12 protein-coding genes are annotated in these 18,943 nt (G+C 61.1%); 11 read left to right on the forward strand and 1 reads right to left on the reverse strand.

The genetic code is table 11. The features are described 5' to 3' along the window. Positions 1-59 precede the first annotated feature (59 nt). Positions 60-1,328: a malic enzyme-like NAD(P)-binding protein gene (locus tag AB9L16_RS01640; RefSeq protein ID WP_016772053.1), complete on the forward strand. Its 1,269-nt coding sequence runs from the start codon at positions 60-62 to the stop codon at positions 1,326-1,328. Between the two features lie 320 nt (positions 1,329-1,648). Here the strand turns inward: AB9L16_RS01640 and AB9L16_RS01645 are convergent, their stop codons facing one another. Beyond that, positions 1,649-4,093 (reverse strand): penicillin-binding protein 1A, encoded by a 2,445-nt coding sequence (locus AB9L16_RS01645; protein ID WP_375123749.1) that lies wholly within the window; start codon positions 4,091-4,093, stop codon positions 1,649-1,651. 219 nt (positions 4,094-4,312) lie between these two features. Between AB9L16_RS01645 and AB9L16_RS01650 the strand changes: the two genes are divergently transcribed. From AB9L16_RS01650 to AB9L16_RS01695, 10 genes are all read left to right on the forward strand, one after another. Further along, positions 4,313-5,377: a pilus assembly protein PilM gene (locus AB9L16_RS01650; RefSeq protein WP_056787331.1), complete on the forward strand. Its 1,065-nt coding sequence runs from the start codon at positions 4,313-4,315 to the stop codon at positions 5,375-5,377. After that, positions 5,377-5,943 carry a PilN domain-containing protein gene (locus tag AB9L16_RS01655; RefSeq protein ID WP_056787334.1) on the forward strand — a complete coding sequence of 189 codons (567 nt, stop codon included), beginning with the start codon at positions 5,377-5,379 and terminating at the stop codon, positions 5,941-5,943. Before AB9L16_RS01650 ends, AB9L16_RS01655 begins: the two co-directional genes overlap by 1 nt. Next, positions 5,940-6,563, forward strand: a complete 624-nt coding sequence (pilO, locus tag AB9L16_RS01660; protein WP_041477570.1) for a type 4a pilus biogenesis protein PilO — start codon at positions 5,940-5,942, stop codon at positions 6,561-6,563. The genes AB9L16_RS01655 and pilO overlap by 4 nt, the downstream gene beginning before the upstream one ends. After that, positions 6,560-7,084 (forward strand): pilus assembly protein PilP, encoded by a 525-nt coding sequence (locus AB9L16_RS01665; protein ID WP_041477571.1) that lies wholly within the window; start codon positions 6,560-6,562, stop codon positions 7,082-7,084. The genes pilO and AB9L16_RS01665 overlap by 4 nt, the downstream gene beginning before the upstream one ends. Positions 7,085-7,097: 13 nt before the next feature. Continuing rightward, a complete protein-coding gene (gene pilQ / locus AB9L16_RS01670; RefSeq protein WP_056787342.1) occupies positions 7,098-9,185 on the forward strand; it encodes a type IV pilus secretin PilQ in 2,088 nt (695 codons plus the stop codon). 4 nt (positions 9,186-9,189) lie between these two features. Beyond that, complete coding sequence (gene aroK / locus AB9L16_RS01675; protein ID WP_024011270.1) at positions 9,190-9,708, forward strand: shikimate kinase AroK; 519 nt, start codon at positions 9,190-9,192, stop codon at positions 9,706-9,708. A 152-nt stretch (positions 9,709-9,860) separates the two neighbouring features. Beyond that, positions 9,861-10,961, forward strand: coding sequence for a 3-dehydroquinate synthase (gene aroB / locus AB9L16_RS01680; RefSeq protein WP_073471604.1), 1,101 nt, complete (start codon positions 9,861-9,863; stop codon positions 10,959-10,961). Positions 10,962-10,971: 10 nt separating this feature from the next. Then, a complete protein-coding gene (locus tag AB9L16_RS01685) occupies positions 10,972-12,558 on the forward strand; it encodes an AAA family ATPase (protein WP_041477574.1) in 1,587 nt (528 codons plus the stop codon). A 350-nt stretch (positions 12,559-12,908) separates the two neighbouring features. Beyond that, on the forward strand, positions 12,909-17,354 hold the full coding sequence (gltB, locus tag AB9L16_RS01690) for a glutamate synthase large subunit (protein ID WP_323620112.1): 4,446 nt from the start codon (positions 12,909-12,911) through the stop codon (positions 17,352-17,354). Positions 17,355-17,387: 33 nt separating this feature from the next. Beyond that, positions 17,388-18,806 (forward strand): FAD-dependent oxidoreductase, encoded by a 1,419-nt coding sequence (locus tag AB9L16_RS01695; RefSeq protein ID WP_007909438.1) that lies wholly within the window; start codon positions 17,388-17,390, stop codon positions 18,804-18,806. The last annotated feature ends 137 nt before the right edge of the window (positions 18,807-18,943 follow it).

Consider the following 18,943-nt stretch of genomic DNA (forward strand, 5'->3'; position numbering starts at 1 on the left):
TGCGAGGCGCGTATCCTCGCTGACCAGTCTGTCCAACAGTAAAAAAGCGGAATGCCAAAATGTCTGATCTGAAAACTGCCGCTCTCGAATACCACGCCAATCCTCGTCCGGGGAAGCTGAGTGTCGAGCTCACCAAGGCCACTGCTACCGCCCGCGACCTGTCGCTGGCCTACAGCCCCGGCGTAGCTGAACCAGTACGCGAGATCGCTCGCGATCCTGAACTGGCCTACAAATACACCGGCAAGGGCAACCTGGTGGCAGTCATTTCCGATGGCACCGCGATTCTCGGCCTGGGCAACCTCGGCCCGTTGGCTTCCAAGCCTGTGATGGAAGGCAAGGGCGTGCTGTTCAAGCGCTTCGCCGGCATCGACGTATTCGACATCGAAGTCGACTCGGAAAGCCCGCAAGCCTTCATCGACACCGTCAAGCGCATCTCCATCACCTTCGGTGGCATCAACCTGGAAGACATCAAGGCGCCAGAGTGCTTTGAGATCGAACGCGCTCTGATCGAGCAGTGCGACATTCCGGTGTTCCACGATGACCAGCATGGCACCGCAATCGTGACCGCTGCCGGCATGATCAACGCCCTGGAAATCGCTGGCAAAACCCTGCCGGAAGCAAAAATCGTCTGCCTCGGCGCCGGCGCTGCCGCCATCTCCTGCATGAAACTGCTGGTGAGCATGGGCGCTCGCATCGAAAACATCTTCATGGTTGACCGTACCGGCGTGATCCACTCCGGCCGTGACGACCTGAACCAGTACAAAGCCGTGTTCGCCCACGCTACCGAGAAGCGCACCCTGGCAGACGCACTGGCAGGCGCTGACGTATTCGTCGGTCTGTCCGGTCCGAACCTGCTGAGCGCCGAAGGCCTGCTCTCGATGGCGGCCAACCCGATCGTGTTCGCCTGCTCCAACCCGGATCCGGAAATCTCCCCGGAACTGGCGCACGCCACCCGTAGCGATGTGATCATGGCAACCGGCCGTTCGGACTACCCGAATCAGGTCAACAACGTACTGGGCTTCCCGTTCATCTTCCGTGGTGCCCTGGACGTTCGCGCCAAGCGCATCAACGAAGAAATGAAAGTCGCCGCCGCCAACGCCCTGCGCGAACTGGCCAAACTGCCTGTTCCACAGGACGTGTGCGATGCCTACGGCGGTGCTCCGCTGGAATTCGGCCGTGAGTACATCATTCCGAAGCCAATGGACAAGCGCCTGATCACCCTGATCTCCGACGCCGTGGCCAAGGCTGCGATCGAGACCGGCGTGGCCACCCTGCCGTATCCGAAGAACTACCCGCTGAAAAGCGTGGATGACGTGTTCAACGGCTAAGTCGTTGTAGCGTGTCAAACAAAAGCCCCGGCTCGTGAGAGTCGGGGCTTTTTTATGCCTGAAGATCAAGAGCCCCTCACCCTAACCCTCTCCCAGAGGGAGAGGGGACTGATTGGGGGACGCTTGGGAGCTACGCCGACCTGAATGTATGGTTTTGAATCCATAATCGACACCACACTTTCAGGTCGGTGTTTGACCCCAGACAACTCGGTAAGTCCCCTCTCCCTCTGGGAGAGGGTTAGGGTGAGGGGCTTTTGATCTTCGGGTAATAAAAAGCCCCGCACTTCTCACGAAGACGGGGCCTTTTTGCGGCATCAGGATCAGAACAAATCGATCGGCGCCTGTTCATCCGCCGGCAGCGGGCTGCCCGGTACGGCGCCGTTGCCCAGCTCGTTCACCGATGGCGGCGTGTCTTCGGCCTTGAACAGTTCGAAGTACGCCCCCGGTGTGCTCGGTGTTGCTGCACGGCCGCTGATCGGGTCTACCCGCAGGCTGAGCAAGCCTTCTGGCTCAGGCTGCACATGCGGCGGCTTGTCTTTCAGCGCGGCCGACATGTAATTCATCCATATTGGCAGCGCCACAGTACCGCCGAACTCACGGCGTCCGAGGCTTTCCGGTTGGTCGAAACCAGTCCACACCGTGGTTACGTAATCAGCGTTGTAGCCAGAGAACCAGGCATCTTTCGATTCGTTGGTGGTACCGGTCTTGCCCGCGATGTCACTGCGGCCCATGGCCAGTGCGCGCCGGCCGGTGCCGAGTTTGATTACGTCCTGCAGCATGCTGTTGAGGATGTAGGTGGTACGTCCATCGACAATCCGTTCGGCCACGGCCGGCGCTTGCGGCACTGCCGGATTGGCCGACGCTTCACCGGCAACCGGAGCGGCATTGACCGTGAACGACTCGGTAGCCGGCGCAGCGATACCGTCGGTCGCCGCGCCACCCTGTGGCACGGTCGGCGGGTTGGCGACGAACAAAGTGTCACCGTTACGGCTTTCGATCTTGTCGATGATGTACGGGGTGATCTTGTAGCCACCGTTGGCAAAGGTGCTCCAGCCAGTGGCGATTTCCATCGGCGTCAGCGTTGCGGTGCCGAGTGCCAGCGACAGGTTCGGCGGCAGGTCCTGCTTGTTGAAGCCGAAGCGGGTGATGTAGTCGATGGTCTTGCCCACGCCCATGGCCTGCAACAGGCGGATCGACACCAGGTTGCGCGACTTGTACAGCGCTTCACGCAGGCGGATCGGGCCGAGGAAGGTGTTGGTGTCGTTCTTCGGGCGCCAGACCTTGTCCAGGTACTCGTCGACGAACACGATCGGCGCATCGTTGACCAGGCTGGCAGCGGTGTAGCCGTTATCCAGCGCGGCGCTGTAAACGAATGGCTTGAAGCTCGAACCCGGCTGACGCTTGGCCTGCATGGCGCGGTTGTAGTTGCTCTGCTCGAAAGCGAAGCCACCCACCAGCGAACGGATCGCACCGTTTTGCGGATCCAGCGACACCAGTGCGCCCTGAGCCTGTGGTATCTGGCTGAATTTCAGCGAATTGTCCGTCTGGCGCTGCACGCGGATCAAATCACCGACCTGCGCCACATCCGACGGCTGGCGCGGGTTGGCGCCCATGCTGTTGGTGTTGAGGAACGGTCGCGCCCATTTCATCGTGTCCCAGGCTACGTGCTCTTCACCGGTGCGGGTCAACACCTGCAGGCCGGTTTTATCGACCTGGGTGACGATCGCAGGTTCGAGGCTGCTGATGGTGCGCTGCTTGGTCAGCTCGCTGGCCCAGGCTTCGCGGGTCTTGCCCGGCAGGCGCGACTCGGGGCCACGGTAGCCGTGGCGCTGGTCGTAGGTCATCAAGCCTTCGTGCAGCGCGGTGTTGGCCATTTCCTGCAGATTGCTTGGCACCGTGGTGGTGACACGGAAGCCTTCGGTGTAGGCGTCGCTGCCATAACGGCCGACCATTTCGGCACGGGCCATTTCGGCGATGTACGGTGCGTTCACTTCCGGGGTCGGCACGTGGTAGCTGGCGTTCAGCGGCTCGTTGATCGCCGCGGTGTAGTCGGCTTCGCTGATCTTGCCCAGCTTATACATGCGCCCGAGGATCCAGTCGCGGCGTTCTTTGCTGCGCGCCGGGTTGGCCAGCGGGTTGAAACGCGACGGTGCTTTTGGCAGACCGGCGATCATCGCCATCTGCGCCAGGCTGATGTCACGGATCGATTTGCCGTAATACACCTGCGCCGCCGCCTCGATGCCGTAGGCGCGGTTGCCCAGGTAGATCTTGTTGACGTACAGCTCAAGAATCTCGTCCTTGGTCAGCTGTCGCTCGATCTGCAGGGCCAGAAGAATTTCGGTGGTTTTGCGCGAGAAGCTGCGCTCGCTGGTGAGGAAGAAGTTCTTCGCCACCTGCATGGTGATGGTGCTGCCGCCGGACTGAATATGCCCGCTCTTGACCAGTTGCGTCGCCGCGCGCATCAGGCTGCTCGGGTCGACGCCATAGTGGTTGGCAAAATTGTCGTCTTCAGCACTTAGTAACGCATTGATGAAGTTGGGCGGAATGTCGGCGAAACGAATCGGTGTACGGCGCATTTCGCCAAATTCTGCGATCAACTTGTTGTCGCTGCTGTATACGCGCAGAGGAATCTGCAACTGAATGCTTCTCAGCGCCTCCACAGACGGCAAACCCGGACTAAGGTAAAGAAAGGCGCCGCTGAGACCTAAGAGCAGTCCGCAGAAAACGGCGACGATGGACCAACCGAAAAATTTCAGCAGACGAATCAAGGCTTTTGGACATCCAGGGCAAAGAATGAATTTGGCACGGGGCTGCGGTTACACACAGAGCCATCCGCGCTGGCAGTAAAAAGCGGAAAAAATCGCTGGGCATTATAAGCACTTTTCCGTCGGGGGCGTCATTGGCGCTTCTGTCAAGACGGGGGTGAAGGAACGCAATGCGTATTACAGAGTCCGTAACTCACGGAAAGTCATAGGGAATTGGTAGTGCTGGGACTCTTCAATAAAAAGACCAATGCGTTACTGGGGATCGACATCAGCTCCACGTCGGTGAAGCTGCTGGAACTGAGCCGTCAGGGCGAGCGCTACCGGGTCGAGGCCTATGCGGTGGAGCCCTTGCCGGCGAACGCCGTGGTCGAAAAGAACATCGCCGACCTCGAAGGCGTCGGCCAGGCGCTGAGCCGGTTGCTGGTGAAAGCGCGAACCGGGGTCAAGAGCGTGGCGGTGGCAGTGGCCGGTTCTGCGGTGATCACCAAGGTCATCGAGATGGACGCCGGGCTGTCCGACGACGAACTGGAAAACCAGCTCAAGATCGAGGCCGACCAATACATTCCCTATCCGCTGGACGAAGTCGCCATCGATTTTGAAGTCCAGGGCGTCTCGCCGCGCAACCCGGATCGGGTCAACGTGCTACTTGCCGCCTGTCGCAAGGAAAACGTCGAGGTGCGTGAAGCGGCGCTGGCGCTCGCCGGCCTGACCGCGCGGGTGGTGGACGTCGAGGCCTACGCCCTCGAGCGCTCGTTCGGTCTGCTGGCGACGCATCTGGCGGCCTCCCAGGAGCGCCTGACCGTGGCGGTGGTCGATATTGGCGCGACCATGACCACTCTCAGCGTCCTGCACAACGGCAAGATCATCTATACCCGAGAGCAATTGTTCGGCGGACGCCAGCTCACCGAAGAGATCCAGCGCCGCTACGGCCTCACGGTCGAACAGGCGGGCCTGGCGAAAAAACAGGGCGGGCTGCCTGACGATTACGTCAGCGAGGTCTTGCAGCCATTTCGCGAGGCGCTGGTGCAGCAAGTCTCGCGTTCGCTGCAGTTCTTCTTCGCCTCCGGGCAGTACAACGCGGTCGACCATATCCTGTTGGCCGGCGGCACCGCCTCGGTGCCCGGCCTGGACCGTCTGATCGAACAGCGGCTGGACACGCCGACGCAGGTCGCCAACCCATTCGCCGACATGGCCTTGGGCAGCAAGGTCAACGCAGGAGCGCTGGCCAGCGACGCGCCAGCCTTGATGATTGCCTGCGGGCTCGCGCTCAGGAGTTTCGACTGATGGCGCGGATCAACCTTCTCCCCTGGCGCGAGGAACGCCGCGAAGAACGGCGCAAACGCTTTCTGCTGGTACTTATCGGCGTGCTGGCCGGCTCGATCGGCGCGGTGCTGATTGCCGACCAGATCATCACCGCAGCGATCGAGCGGCAGATGGCGCGCAACGATTACATCGGCAAACAGATTGCCGTGGTCGACGAGCGCATCAAGCAGATCAGTGAACTCAAGGCGCGCCGCCAGCAACTGGTCGAGCGCATGCGCATCATCCAGGACCTGCAGGGCAATCGGCAGATCAGCGGGCGGGTCTTCGACCAACTGGCGCGTACCCTGCCGGACGGCGTGTATTTCACCGATGTGAAAATGGCCGGCAAGACCCTGTCCATCAGTGGCGCGGCGGAGTCGAACAACCGGGTCTCCGAGCTGATGCGCAATCTCGACGCGTCCGACTGGTTCGACGCGCCAAGCCTGAATGAGGTCAAGGCCACCAGCGCTGATCAGGTCGAACAAGCCAACGTCTTCCAGCTGACCGTTCGTCAGACCCAGCCCAAGGTTGTGGAGGACGAGCAATGAACGCCTCCGAATGGCTGCAAAGCCTGCGCAATATCGATTTCAACGACCTCGACACCAGCAACATCGGCTCCTGGCCCCCGGCGGTAAAAACCCTGTGCGGTGCGCTGGTGATGGTGTTGATCCTCGCGCTTGGCTATTACTTCTTCATCAGCGACATGGAAAATCAGCTCGACCTCAAGCGCGAAGAGGAAACCACCCTCAAGGAACAATTCGCCAGCAAGGCGCGGCTGTCGGCGAACCTTGAGCTGTATACCCAGCAAATGAAGGAAATGGAAAACACCTTCGGCGTGCTGCTGCGGCAATTGCCCAGCGACACCGAAGTGCCGGGCCTGCTCGAAGACATCACTCGCACCGGTCTGGGCAGCGGCCTGGAATTCGAAGAGATCAAGCTGCTGCCGGAAGTGACCCAGCCGTTCTACATCGAGCTGCCGATCCAGATCACCGTGACAGGCGCCTATCACGACCTCGCGACCTTCGTCAGCGGCGTCGCCGGGCTGCCACGAATTGTCACTCTGCACGATTTCGAACTGGCGCCAGCCAATCCCGAGGGCGGGACGAAGCTGCGCATGAGCATTCTTGCCAAGACGTACCGCTATAACGACAAGGGGCTGGAGAAATGACCCCGATTCGTTATCTCGTCCTGCCCATGATGCTGGCGTTAAGCGGCTGCGGTGGCGGCGATGACTTCAGCGACCTCGACGCGTACCTCAACGAAGTGCGCCTGCGTCCGGCGGGCAGGATTGAACCAACGCCGACATTCCGGTCTTACCCCACATTCACTTACAGCGCCGCCAACCTGCGCAGCCCGTTTTCGCGGCAGGCGCGGGTCGATCTGGCCGGGCAGAAACACGGTTCGCGCAACGTCAAACCCGACCCCAATCGGGTCAAGCAATACCTTGAAGGGTTCAATATCGAGCAGTTCGAAATGGTCGGCACGATTGCCAATGCCTCGGGCTCGTTTGCGCTGTTGCGCGGCGCAGGCGGGGTGCATCGTCTCAAGGTCGGAGACTACCTGGGCCGCAACGACGGCCGCATCGTCGCCATCAGCCCTACCCAGGTCGATGTCGTCGAGATCGTGCCCGACGGCGCCGGCGCCTGGCTGGAGCGGCCGCGCACCATTCCTTTGAAAGAGCACTCATAGTGGAAGTCGAATAATGAACAGGATTTTCTCCACCCTCGGTTTTTCGCTATGGATAGCGCTGGTGTCACCGATGGTAATGGCGGCCAGTCTGAAAGCGCTGGATGTTGCCGCGCTGCCGGGTGACCGCGTCGAACTGAAGCTGTCGTTCGACGGCCCGCCACCACAGCCCAAGGGCTACACAACCGAGTCACCGGCACGCATTGCACTGGATCTGCCGGGCGTGACCAGCCAGATGGCCAACAAGAATCTTGATCTGGGCAGCGGCAACGCGCGCACGGCCACGGTGGCCGAAGCCAAGGATCGCACGCGGCTGATTGTCAGCCTGACGCAGTTGGCGCCTTACAGCACGCGGGTCGAGGGCAATAATCTGTTTGTGGTGGTCGGTCAGGGCGCTTCCGCGACTGCGCCGCGCCCGGCTGCCGTTGCACCGCGTGCCGCCACGGCCGCCACGGCCGCTGCGGCACCTGCCAGACCAGCCGCGCAACGCAGCAGGGCGATTCGCGGCGTCGATTTCCAGCGCGGCACCGAGGGCGAGGGCAATGTGGTCATCGATCTCTCTGATCCGACCATCGCCCCGGATATCCAGGAGCACGACGGCAAGATCATCCTCAGCTTCGCCCGTACGCAACTGCCGGAAAAACTGCGCGTGCGCCTCGACGTCAAGGACTTCGCCACCCCGGTGCAGTTCGTCAACGCAGCGCTCACCGGCGATCGTACGGTGATCAGTGTCGAGCCCAGCGGCACCTTCGACTATTCCACATTCCAGACCGACAACAAGCTCACCGTGAGCGTTCGTCCGATGAGCATCGACGACCTGCAAAAGCGCAACGCCGACCGTCAGGCCTATGTCGGCGACAAGCTCTCGCTGAATTTTCAGGACATCGACGTGCGCTCGGTGCTGCAACTGATCGCGGACTTCACCAATCTCAACCTGGTGGCGAGCGACACGGTGCAGGGCGGCATCACGTTGCGTCTGCAAAACGTGCCGTGGGATCAGGCACTGGATCTGGTGCTGAAAACCAAGGGGCTGGACAAGCGCAAGATCGGCAACGTGCTGCTGGTCGCGCCGGCCGATGAAATTGCCGCTCGCGAGCGTCAGGAACTGGAATCGCAGAAGCAGATCGCCGAGCTGGCGCCCCTGCGTCGTGAGCTGCTGCAAGTCAATTACGCCAAGGCAGCGGACATTGCCAAGCTGTTCCAGTCGGTGACCAGTGCCGAGGCCAAGGTCGACGAGCGCGGTTCGATTACCGTCGATGAGCGAACCAACAACATCATTGCCTACCAGACCCAGGATCGCCTCGACGAACTCCGGCGGATCGTCGCGCAGCTGGATATTCCGGTACGCCAGGTGATGATCGAGGCGCGCATCGTTGAGGCCAACGTCGATTACGACAAGAGCCTGGGCGTGCGCTGGGGCGGTTCGGTGCAGAACAAGGGCAACTGGAACGCCTCCGGGGTCAACGGTTCGTCGAGCACTATCGGTACGCCGGGCAGCACCGGCACCAACTCGCCGTTCGTCGACATGGGCACGGTCAATAACACTTCGGGGATCGGCATTGCTTTCATCACCGACAACGTACTGCTGGATCTCGAACTGACGGCGATGGAAAAAACCGGCAACGGCGAAATCGTCTCACAGCCGAAGGTGGTCACCTCGGACAAGGAAACCGCGAAGATCCTCAAAGGCACCGAGATTCCCTATCAGGAGGCCAGCTCCAGCGGCGCGACCTCGGTGTCGTTCAAGGAGGCTTCGCTGTCACTGGAAGTCACCCCGCAGATCACCCCGGACAACCGCATCATCATGGAGGTCAAGGTCACCAAGGATGAGCCCGATTACCTGAACAAAGTGCAGGATGTGCCGCCGATCAAGAAAAACGAGGTCAACGCCAAAGTGCTGGTAAATGACGGCGAGACCATCGTAATCGGCGGTGTTTTTTCAAATACTCAGAGCAAGGTCGTAGATAAGGTGCCATTTCTTGGCGATGTGCCGTATCTTGGCCGCCTTTTCCGGCGTGATGTGGTTTCGGAGAAAAAATCCGAGCTGCTGGTATTTCTCACTCCGCGTATCATGAATAACCAGGCGATTGCTGTGAGTCGTTGATTCTGTGCGAAATTTGATACTTGTAGGACCGATGGGTGCTGGCAAAAGCACCATCGGCCGATTGCTGGCCAAAGAGCTGCGCCTGCCGTTCAAGGATTCCGACAAGGAAATTGAGCTGCGCACGGGTGCCAATATCCCATGGATCTTCGACAAGGAAGGCGAGCCCGGCTTTCGTGACCGTGAGCAGGCGATGATCGCCGAGCTGTGCGCGTTCGATGGCGTGGTGCTGGCGACCGGCGGCGGCGCAGTGATGCGTGATGCCAATCGCAAGGCCCTGCATGAAGGCGGGCGCGTGGTGTATCTGCACGCCTCCGTCGAGCAGCAGGTCGGCCGCACCTCCCGCGATCGCAATCGGCCGCTGCTGCGTACCGCCGATCCGGCGAAAACCCTGCGCGACCTGCTCGAGATCCGTGATCCGCTTTATCGGGAAATTGCCGATCTGGTGGTGGAAACCGACGAGCGGCCGCCACGCATGGTGGTGCTCGACATTCTCGACCGTCTCGCGCAGTTGCCACCCCGTTAAAGCATCGCCCGAAATGCGCTATCCTCGGCGTCCTGTCAGCGCCCGCCGAGGGTGTGGCGGATGCCGGGCGAGCGGCGTCATACCGCTACAGGCCGCAGAACACCAATAATTTCAGGGCAGGACGCCTGCTTCCATCTTCACTGTGGGGACACATGCAGACACTCAAGGTCGATCTAGGCGAGCGCAGCTACCCGATTCATATTGGCGAAGGTCTGTTGGATCAGCCGGAACTGCTGGCGCCGCATATCCACGGGCGGCAGGTGGCAATCATCTCCAACGAAACCGTCGCGCCGCTCTATCTCGAACGTCTGACCCGCAGCCTTGCGCAGTTTTCGGTTATCTCGGTGGTGTTGCCTGACGGCGAAGCCTTCAAGAACTGGGAAACCCTGCAACTGATTTTCGATGGTCTGCTGACCGCCCGTCATGACCGCCGCACCACCGTGATCGCCTTGGGCGGCGGGGTGATCGGCGACATGGCCGGTTTCGCTGCCGCCTGTTATCAGCGCGGTGTCGATTTCATCCAGATTCCTACCACGCTGCTGTCGCAGGTCGATTCCTCGGTCGGCGGTAAGACCGGCATCAACCATCCGCTGGGCAAGAACATGGTCGGCGCGTTCTATCAGCCGAACGTGGTGCTGATCGATACCGCATCGCTGAAAACCCTGCCGGAGCGCGAGCTGTCGGCGGGCCTGGCGGAAGTCATCAAGTACGGCCTGATCTGCGACGAGCCGTTCCTGACCTGGCTGGAAGAAAACGTCGACGCTCTGCGCGCGCTGGATCAAACCGCGCTGACCTATGCGATCGAGCGTTCCTGCGCGGCCAAGGCTGCGGTGGTCGGCGCCGATGAAAAGGAAACCGGCGTCCGCGCTACGCTCAACCTCGGCCACACCTTCGGCCACGCCATCGAAACCCACATGGGCTATGGTGTCTGGCTGCATGGCGAGGCGGTCGCGGCGGGCACGGTGATGGCGCTGGAAATGTCCGCGCGCCTGGGCTGGATCAGCGAGCAGGAGCGTGATCGCGGCATTCGTCTGTTCCAGCGGGCCGGCCTGCCGGTCATTCCGCCTGAAGAGATGAGCGAAGCCGATTTTCTCCAACACATGGCAATTGATAAAAAAGTGATCGACGGTCGTCTGCGCCTGGTGCTGCTGCGCCGGATGGGCGAAGCGGTAGTGACCGACGATTATCCGAAAGAGGTTCTACAGGCCACGCTGGGAGCGGATTACCGCGCCCTGGCTCAGCTTAAAGGTTAAAACGATTCCGATGACTAGTTTGCATGCCGACGAGGCGTTTCTCGGCCATTTCCAGTTAAGTCACGACCCGTTCGCGCCACGGGTGCCGGGCTTCAAATTCTTCCCGGCCCAGCGCAAACCGGTGCTGGGTCAACTGCATCACCTGGCGCGTTACAGCCAGTTGCTGCTGGTGGTCACCGGCCCGCAAGGCAGCGGCAAGACCCTGCTGCGGCAGGCGCTGGTGGCCAGCACCAATAAGCAATCGGTGCAGAGCGTGGTGGTTTCCGCCCGTGGCGCCGGTGATGCGGCCGGCGTGCTGCGCCAGGTGGCGCAGGCGCTGGATGTCGCGCAGGCCGAAGTCGGTGCGATTCTCGAGCAGGTGGTGCAACTGGGGCTGACCGGGCAGGAAGTCTATCTGCTGGTGGACGATGCCGAGCAGCTCGACGAGTCCGCGCTGGAAGCGTTGATGGCGCTCGGCGCCGGCACGCCGGAAGGTCGTCCGCATGTGTTCCTGTTCGGCGAGTCGTCGCTGATCGCTCAGCTCGAGGCGTTGCAGCTCGAAGAAGAGCGTTTCCACGTCATCGAATTGCAGCCGTACACCGAAGAAGAGACCCGCGAATATCTCGACCAGCGGCTGGAAGGCGCGGGCCGGGGTGTCGAACTTTTCACCGCAGATCAGATCTCTGATATTCACGAAAGCTCCGAGGGCTGGCCGGGCAACATCAACCAGGTCGCTCGCGATGCACTGATCGAAGTCATGATTGCCAGCCGCTCTGCGGTCAAGCGTCCAAGTATGGGGTTCAACATGCCGAAGAAACACGTATTGGCGATTTCCGCCGTCGTTGTGGTCGCGGTTGCCGCCGCCTGGCTGATGCCGGGTCGCAGCAAGGCACCGACCACCGGTGCTCCGGCCAACGAACAGGCGCAACTGCCATTGGGTCAGGGCGCAGCGAACGGCGCCAACCCGTCCGTCGAATTCGCCGGCAACACCCAGCCGATGCCGCTGCCATTGGTCGGCAACTCGCAGCCGGTCATGCGTGGCCCGCTGGCCGAGGCCGCCGGTGGCATTACCGAAGGCGACGACGGCGTGCCACTGGAAGGCTCCAGCGATACGCCGCCGACCGTAACCACCTCTGCACCGCCTGCGGGCGTTCCGGCCGGTCCTGCGCCGACACCGGCTCCGACCCCTGCCGCCAAACCGGCACCAACACCGGCACCGACGCAGATCGCCACGGCCAAGCCTGCTCCGGCCACGCCAGCGCCAGCCGCGAAACCGGCCCCCGCTCCGTCCAAGCCTGCCGACAAGCCGGTGACCGTGGCCAAGGCTGCCGGTGGCAGCTGGTACGCCGGTCAGCCGACCAGCAACTATGTCGTACAGATCCTCGGTACCAGCTCGGAAACCGCTGCGCAGAACTTCGTCAAGGAGCAGGGCGGCGAGTACCGTTATTTCAAGAAAGTCCTCAACGGCAAGCCGCTTTACGTGATCACCTATGGCAACTTTGCCAATCGTGATGCGGCCGTTTCTGCCATCAAGGCCTTGCCAGCGAAGGTTCAGGCTGGTAAACCTTGGCCTCGCACTGTCGCCAGCGTCCAACAGGAACTGGCAACAACTCGCTGAAGATTCGGCGGCCTTACCCAGGCCGCCTCTCCCGGCACCTCAAAATCTCCACGAGTGCGCGCCGCCTGAAAGGGCCGCGTGCCTTGTGGTGTCTGCGTCACAGTAGTCTTTGAGTCGTTGCGGTCAAAATTAAAAAAGTTTTGACTAGCACAGCAGATCGCTTTAAACCTTTCACAAATGCGACATGAATTTGCGACAGTTCGTCGTCAAATTTGTGAGCCTCTGTGTCGCTGTGTACAATGACCACCCTTTTGCCCCCGCTAAGCCGGCGTACGTTCGGCGCGGAACGCAAGTGGTTGAATTGAAAAGAAATTTGCCTCGAGTAGAGGCAGCCTGGTGAGAAAGTGTCTATGAAAGCAGGTCTGTACCAACCAGATGAATTCAAGGATAACTGCGGTTTCGGCCTGATAGCTCATATGCAGGGCGAGCCCAGTCATACCCTTTTGCAAACGGCCATTGAGGCCCTGACCTGCATGACCCACCGCGGTGGGATTAATGCCGACGGCAAGACCGGTGACGGTTGCGGTCTGCTGATTCAAAAACCCGACGCCTTCCTGCGAGCCATTGCCCAGGAAAGCTTCGGCGTCGAAATGCCCAAGCAATATGCCGTGGGCATGGTGTTCTTCAATCAGGATCCGGCCAAGGCCGAAGCCGCTCGCGAGAACATGAACCGCGAGATCCTCGCCGAAGGCCTGCAACTGATCGGCTGGCGCAAAGTGCCGATCGACACCAGCGTACTCGGCCGCCTGGCCCTTGAGCGCCTGCCGCAGATCGAGCAGGTCTACATCGGCGGCGAAGGCCTGAGCGATCAGGACATGGCGGTGAAGCTGTTCAGCGCCCGTCGCCGTTCGTCGGTGGCCAACGCCGCTGACTCCGACCACTACATCTGCAGCTTTTCGCACAAGACCATCATCTATAAAGGCCTGATGATGCCGGCCGACCTGGCCGCGTTCTATCCGGACCTGAGTGACGAGCGCCTGCAAACCGCGATCTGCGTGTTCCACCAGCGCTTCTCCACCAACACCCTGCCGAAATGGCCGCTGGCGCAGCCATTCCGCTTCCTCGCCCACAACGGCGAAATCAACACCATCACCGGTAACCGCAACTGGGCGCAGGCCCGTCGGACCAAGTTCACCAATGATCTGATGGATCTGGAAGAGCTCGGCCCGCTGGTCAACCGCGTCGGTTCCGACTCCTCGAGCATGGACAACATGCTCGAACTGATGGTCACCGGTGGCATCGACCTGTTCCGTGGCGTGCGGATGATCATTCCGCCTGCGTGGCAGAACGTCGAAACCATGGACCCGGATCTGCGTGCGTTCTACGAGTACAACTCGATGCACATGGAGCCGTGGGACGGCCCGGCAGGCGTGGTGATGACCGATGGTCGCTACGCGGTGTGCCTGCTCGACCGTAACGGTCTGCGTCCGGCGCGCTGGGTCACCACCAAGAATGGTTTCATTACCCTCGCCTCGGAAATCGGCGTGTGGAACTACCAGCCTGAAGACGTGCTCGCCAAGGGTCGCGTCGGCCCGGGCCAGATCTTTGCCGTGGATACCGAAACCGGGCAGATCCTCGACACCGATGCGATCGACAACCGTCTTAAATCCCGTCATCCGTACAAGCAATGGCTGCGCAAGAATGCCCTGCGCATTCAGGCGACCATGGAAGACAACGACCACGGTTCGGCTTTCTACGACGTCGACCAGCTCAAGCAGTACATGAAGATGTATCAGGTCACGTTCGAAGAGCGTGATCAGGTGCTGCGTCCGCTCGGCGAGCAAGGTTACGAAGCCGTGGGCTCGATGGGCGACGACACGCCGATGGCCGTGCTGTCCCAGCGTGTGCGCACGCCGTACGACTATTTCCGCCAGCAGTTCGCGCAGGTGACCAACCCGCCGATCGACCCGCTGCGTGAAGCGATCGTGATGTCGCTGGAAATCTGCCTCGGTGCCGAGCGCAACATTTTCCAGGAGTCGCCGGAACACGCCTCGCGCGTGATCCTCAGCTCGCCAGTGATCTCTCCGGCCAAGTGGCGCTCGCTGATGAACCTCGACCGTCCGGGTTTCGAACGGGCGATCATCGACCTCAACTACGACGAAAGCCTCGGCCTCGAAGCGGCGATCCGCAACGTTGCCGATCAGGCTGAAGAAGCCGTGCGCGCCGGGCGTACTCAGATCGTCCTGAGCGACCGCCATATCGCCCCGGGCAAGCTGCCGATCCACGCTTCGCTGGCGACCGGTGCGGTGCACCACCGCCTGACCGAGAAGGGCCTGCGTTGCGATTCCAACATCCTCGTTGAAACCGCGACCGCCCGTGACCCGCATCACTTCGCGGTGCTGATCGGTTTCGGTGCCTCGGCGGTCTATCCGTTCCTGGCCTACGAAGTGCTGGGTGACCTGATCCGTACCGGTGAAGTACTGGGCGACCTCTATGAGGTGTTCAAGAACTACCGCAAGGGCATCACCAAAGGCCTGCTCAAGATCCTGTCGAAGATGGGTATCTCGACCATCGCTTCGTACCGTGGTGCGCAGCTGTTCGAGGCCATTGGTCTGTCCGAAGAAGTCTGCGAACTGAGCTTCCGTGGTGTGCCAAGCCGGATCAAGGGTGCGCGTTTCGTCGACATCGAAGCCGAGCAGAAAGCCCTCGCCGTCGAAGCCTGGAGCCCGCGCAAGCCGATCCAGCAGGGCGGTCTGCTGAAGTTCGTCCACGGTGGCGAATATCACGCGTACAACCCGGACGTGGTCAACACTCTGCAAGCCGCTGTGCAGCAGGGCGACTACGCCAAGTTCAAGGAATACACCTCACTGGTGGACAACCGTCCGGTGTCGATGATTCGCGACCTGTTCAAGGTCAAGACCCTCGACACGCCGCTGGACATCAGTGAAGTCGAGCCGCTGGAATCTGTGCTCAAGCGATTCGATTCCGCCGGCATCTCGCTGGGCGCACTGTCGCCGGAAGCTCACGAAGCCCTGGCCGAAGCCATGAACCGCCTCGGCGCGCGTTCCAACTCCGGCGAAGGTGGTGAAGATCCGGCGCGTTACGGCACCATCAAGAGTTCGAAAATCAAGCAGGTCGCGACTGGCCGTTTCGGTGTAACCCCGGAATACCTGGTCAATGCCGAAGTGCTGCAGATCAAGGTCGCCCAAGGCGCCAAGCCGGGCGAGGGCGGGCAACTGCCGGGCGGCAAGGTCAACGGGCTGATCGCCAAACTGCGTTACGCAGTGCCGGGCGTGACCCTGATTTCGCCACCGCCGCACCACGATATCTACTCGATCGAAGACTTGTCGCAACTGATCTTTGACCTCAAGCAGGTCAACCCGCAGGCGCTGGTTTCGGTGAAACTCGTAGCTGAAGCGGGCGTCGGCACCATCGCCGCCGGTGTGGCCAAGGCCTATGCCGACCTGATCACCATTTCCGGTTACGACGGCGGTACCGGTGCTTCGCCGCTGACTTCGATCAAATACGCGGGCGCACCTTGGGAACTCGGCCTCGCTGAAACCCACCAGACCCTGCGCGGCAACGACCTGCGCGGCAAAGTCCGGGTGCAGACCGACGGCGGCCTGAAAACCGGCCTCGACGTGATCAAAGCGGCAATCCTCGGCGCCGAGAGCTTCGGCTTCGGTACCGCGCCGATGATCGCACTGGGCTGCAAATACCTGCGCATCTGCCACCTGAACAACTGCGCCACTGGCGTCGCGACGCAGAACGAGAAGCTGCGCAAGGATCACTACATCGGCACCGTCGACATGGTGGTGAATTTCTTCACCTACGTCGCCGAAGAAACCCGTGAGTGGCTGGCCAAGCTTGGTGTGCGCTCCCTCGAAGAGCTGATCGGTCGCACTGATCTGCTGGAAATCCTCGAAGGCCAGACCGCCAAGCAACATCACCTGGACCTGACCCCGCTGCTGGGCAGCGATCACATCCCGGCGGACAAACCGCAGTTCTGCGGCGTCGAGCGCAACCCGCCGTTCGATAAAGGTCTGCTGGCGGAGAAGATGGTCGAGCTGGCCTCGTCGGCGATCAACGACCTCAGCGGTGCTGAGTTTGAGCTGGATATCTGCAACTGCGACCGTTCGATCGGCGCCCGGATCTCCGGCGAAATCGCGCGCAAGCACGGCAACCAGGGCATGGCCAAGGCGCCGATCACCTTCCGTTTCAAAGGCACGGCCGGGCAGAGCTTCGGTGTGTGGAACGCCGGCGGTCTGAACATGTACCTGGAAGGCGACGCCAACGACTACGTCGGCAAAGGCATGACCGGCGGCAAGCTGGTCATCGTGCCGCCGAAGGGCAGCGTCTATAAAACTCAGGAAAGCGCCATCATCGGCAACACCTGCCTGTACGGCGCCACTGGCGGCAAGTTGTTCGCCGCCGGCACCGCAGGCGAGCGTTTCGCCGTGCGTAACTCCGGTGCCCACACCGTCGTGGAAGGCACTGGCGATCACTGCTGCGAGTACATGACCGGTGGTTTCGTCTGCGTGCTGGGCAAGACCGGTTACAACTTCGGTTCTGGCATGACCGGTGGTTTCGCCTACGTGCTCGATCAGGACAACACCTTCGTTGACCGGGTCAATCACGAACTGGTGGAAATCCAGCGGATCAGCGGCGAGGCGATGGAAGCCTATCGCAGCCACCTGCAGAACGTGCTGAACGAGTACGTCGCCGAAACCGACAGCGAGTGGGGTCGTGAACTCGCCGAGAACCTCGACGATTACTTGCGGCGTTTCTGGTTGGTCAAGCCCAAGGCTGCCAGCTTGAAAACCCTGCTTTCCAGCACTCGTGCCAACCCGCAGTGATATGCGCCTGAAGAGTTTGATGAGGTTTTAACAATGGCTGAACGTCTGAATAACGACTTCCAGTTCATCGATGTCGGGCGCAAGGATCCGAAGAAGAAACTGTTGCGTCAACGCAAGAAAGAGTTCGTTGAAATCTACGAACCGTTCAAACCCCAGCAGTCGGCCGATCAGGCCCACCGCTGCCTGGGTTGCGGCAACCCGTATTGCGAATGGAAGTGCCCGGTGCACAACTTCATTCCAAACTGGCTCAAATTGGTCGCCGAGGGCAACATTCTTCAGGCCGCCGAGTTGTCGCACCAGACCAATACCCTGCCGGAAGTCTGCGGCCGGGTGTGCCCGCAGGATCGTCTGTGCGAGGGCGCCTGCACCCTCAACGACGGCTTCGGCGCGGTGACCATCGGTTCGGTCGAGAAGTACATCACCGACACCGCGTTCGCCATGGGCTGGCGCCCGGACATGTCCAAGGTCAAGCCGACCGGCAAACGTGTCGCGATCATCGGCGCAGGCCCGGCGGGTCTGGGTTGCGCCGACGTGCTGGTGCGTGGCGGCGTAACCCCGGTGGTGTTCGACAAGAACCCGGAAATCGGTGGCCTGCTGACCTTCGGCATCCCCGAGTTCAAGCTGGAAAAGACCGTGCTGAGCAATCGTCGCGAAGTCTTCACCGGCATGGGCATCGAGTTCCGTCTCAACACCGAAGTCGGTAAAGACGTGACCATGGAACAACTGCTCGCCGAATACGACGCGGTGTTCATGGGCATGGGCACCTACACCTACATGAAGGGCGGTTTTGCCGGGGAGGATCTGCCGGGCGTTTATGACGCGCTGGATTTCCTCATTGCCAACGTCAACCGCAACCTGGGCTTTGAAAAGTCGCCGGAAGATTTCGTCGACATGAAAGGCAAGAAGGTCGTGGTACTCGGCGGCGGCGACACGGCGATGGACTGCAACCGCACCTCGATCCGTCAGGGCGCCAAGTCGGTGACCTGTGCCTATCGTCGTGACGAAGCGAACATGCCCGGCTCGCGCAAAGAGGTGAAGAACGCCAAGGAAGAAGGCGTGAAATTCCTCTACAACCGCCAGCCGATCGCCATCGTCGGTGAAGACAAGGTCGAAGGCGTGAAGGTGGTCGAGACCCGTCTCGGCGAACCGGATGCCCGTGGCCGTCGCAGCCCCGAGCCGATCCCGGGTTCCGAAGAGATCATCCCGGCCGATGCCGTGGTCATCGCCTTCGGCTTCCGCCCGAGCCCGGCGCCGTGGTTCGAACAGTTCGAGATCCAGACCGACAGCCAGGGCCGCGTTGTTGCGCCTGAGCAAGGTCAGTACAAGCACCAGACCAGCAACCCGAAAATCTTCGCCGGTGGCGACATGGTGCGCGGTTCCGACCTGGTGGTGACGGCGATCTTCGAGGGGCGCAATGCGGCTGAAGGGATCCTCGATTACCTGGGTGTCTGATCACTTTCCAAAATTGGAATGGGATTAATTGTGGGAGCGAGCCTGCTCGCGAAAGCGGTGGATCAGTCAACAGAGATGTTGAATGTGAAGCCCTCTTCGCGAGCAGGCTCGCTCCCACAGTTGTTTCTCGGTGTTGC

This window comes from Pseudomonas sp. LW8, from assembly GCF_041956865.1.
Classification (GTDB): Bacteria; Pseudomonadota; Gammaproteobacteria; order Pseudomonadales; family Pseudomonadaceae; genus Aquipseudomonas; species Aquipseudomonas siliginis.

What these genes read in the sequence shown, in the direction of transcription:
- AB9L16_RS01640 (WP_016772053.1), top strand. Translation starts at nt 60, where the DNA reads ATGTCTGATCTGAAAACTGCCGCTCTCGAATACCACGCCAATCCTCGT.
- AB9L16_RS01655 (WP_056787334.1), top strand. Translation starts at nt 5,377, where the DNA reads ATGGCGCGGATCAACCTTCTCCCCTGGCGCGAGGAACGCCGCGAAGAA.
- pilO (WP_041477570.1), top strand. Translation starts at nt 5,940, where the DNA reads ATGAACGCCTCCGAATGGCTGCAAAGCCTGCGCAATATCGATTTCAAC.
- AB9L16_RS01665 (WP_041477571.1), top strand. Translation starts at nt 6,560, where the DNA reads ATGACCCCGATTCGTTATCTCGTCCTGCCCATGATGCTGGCGTTAAGC.
- pilQ (WP_056787342.1), top strand. Translation starts at nt 7,098, where the DNA reads ATGAACAGGATTTTCTCCACCCTCGGTTTTTCGCTATGGATAGCGCTG.
- aroB (WP_073471604.1), top strand. Translation starts at nt 9,861, where the DNA reads ATGCAGACACTCAAGGTCGATCTAGGCGAGCGCAGCTACCCGATTCAT.
- AB9L16_RS01685 (WP_041477574.1), top strand. Translation starts at nt 10,972, where the DNA reads ATGACTAGTTTGCATGCCGACGAGGCGTTTCTCGGCCATTTCCAGTTA.
- gltB (WP_323620112.1), top strand. Translation starts at nt 12,909, where the DNA reads ATGAAAGCAGGTCTGTACCAACCAGATGAATTCAAGGATAACTGCGGT.
- AB9L16_RS01695 (WP_007909438.1), top strand. Translation starts at nt 17,388, where the DNA reads ATGGCTGAACGTCTGAATAACGACTTCCAGTTCATCGATGTCGGGCGC.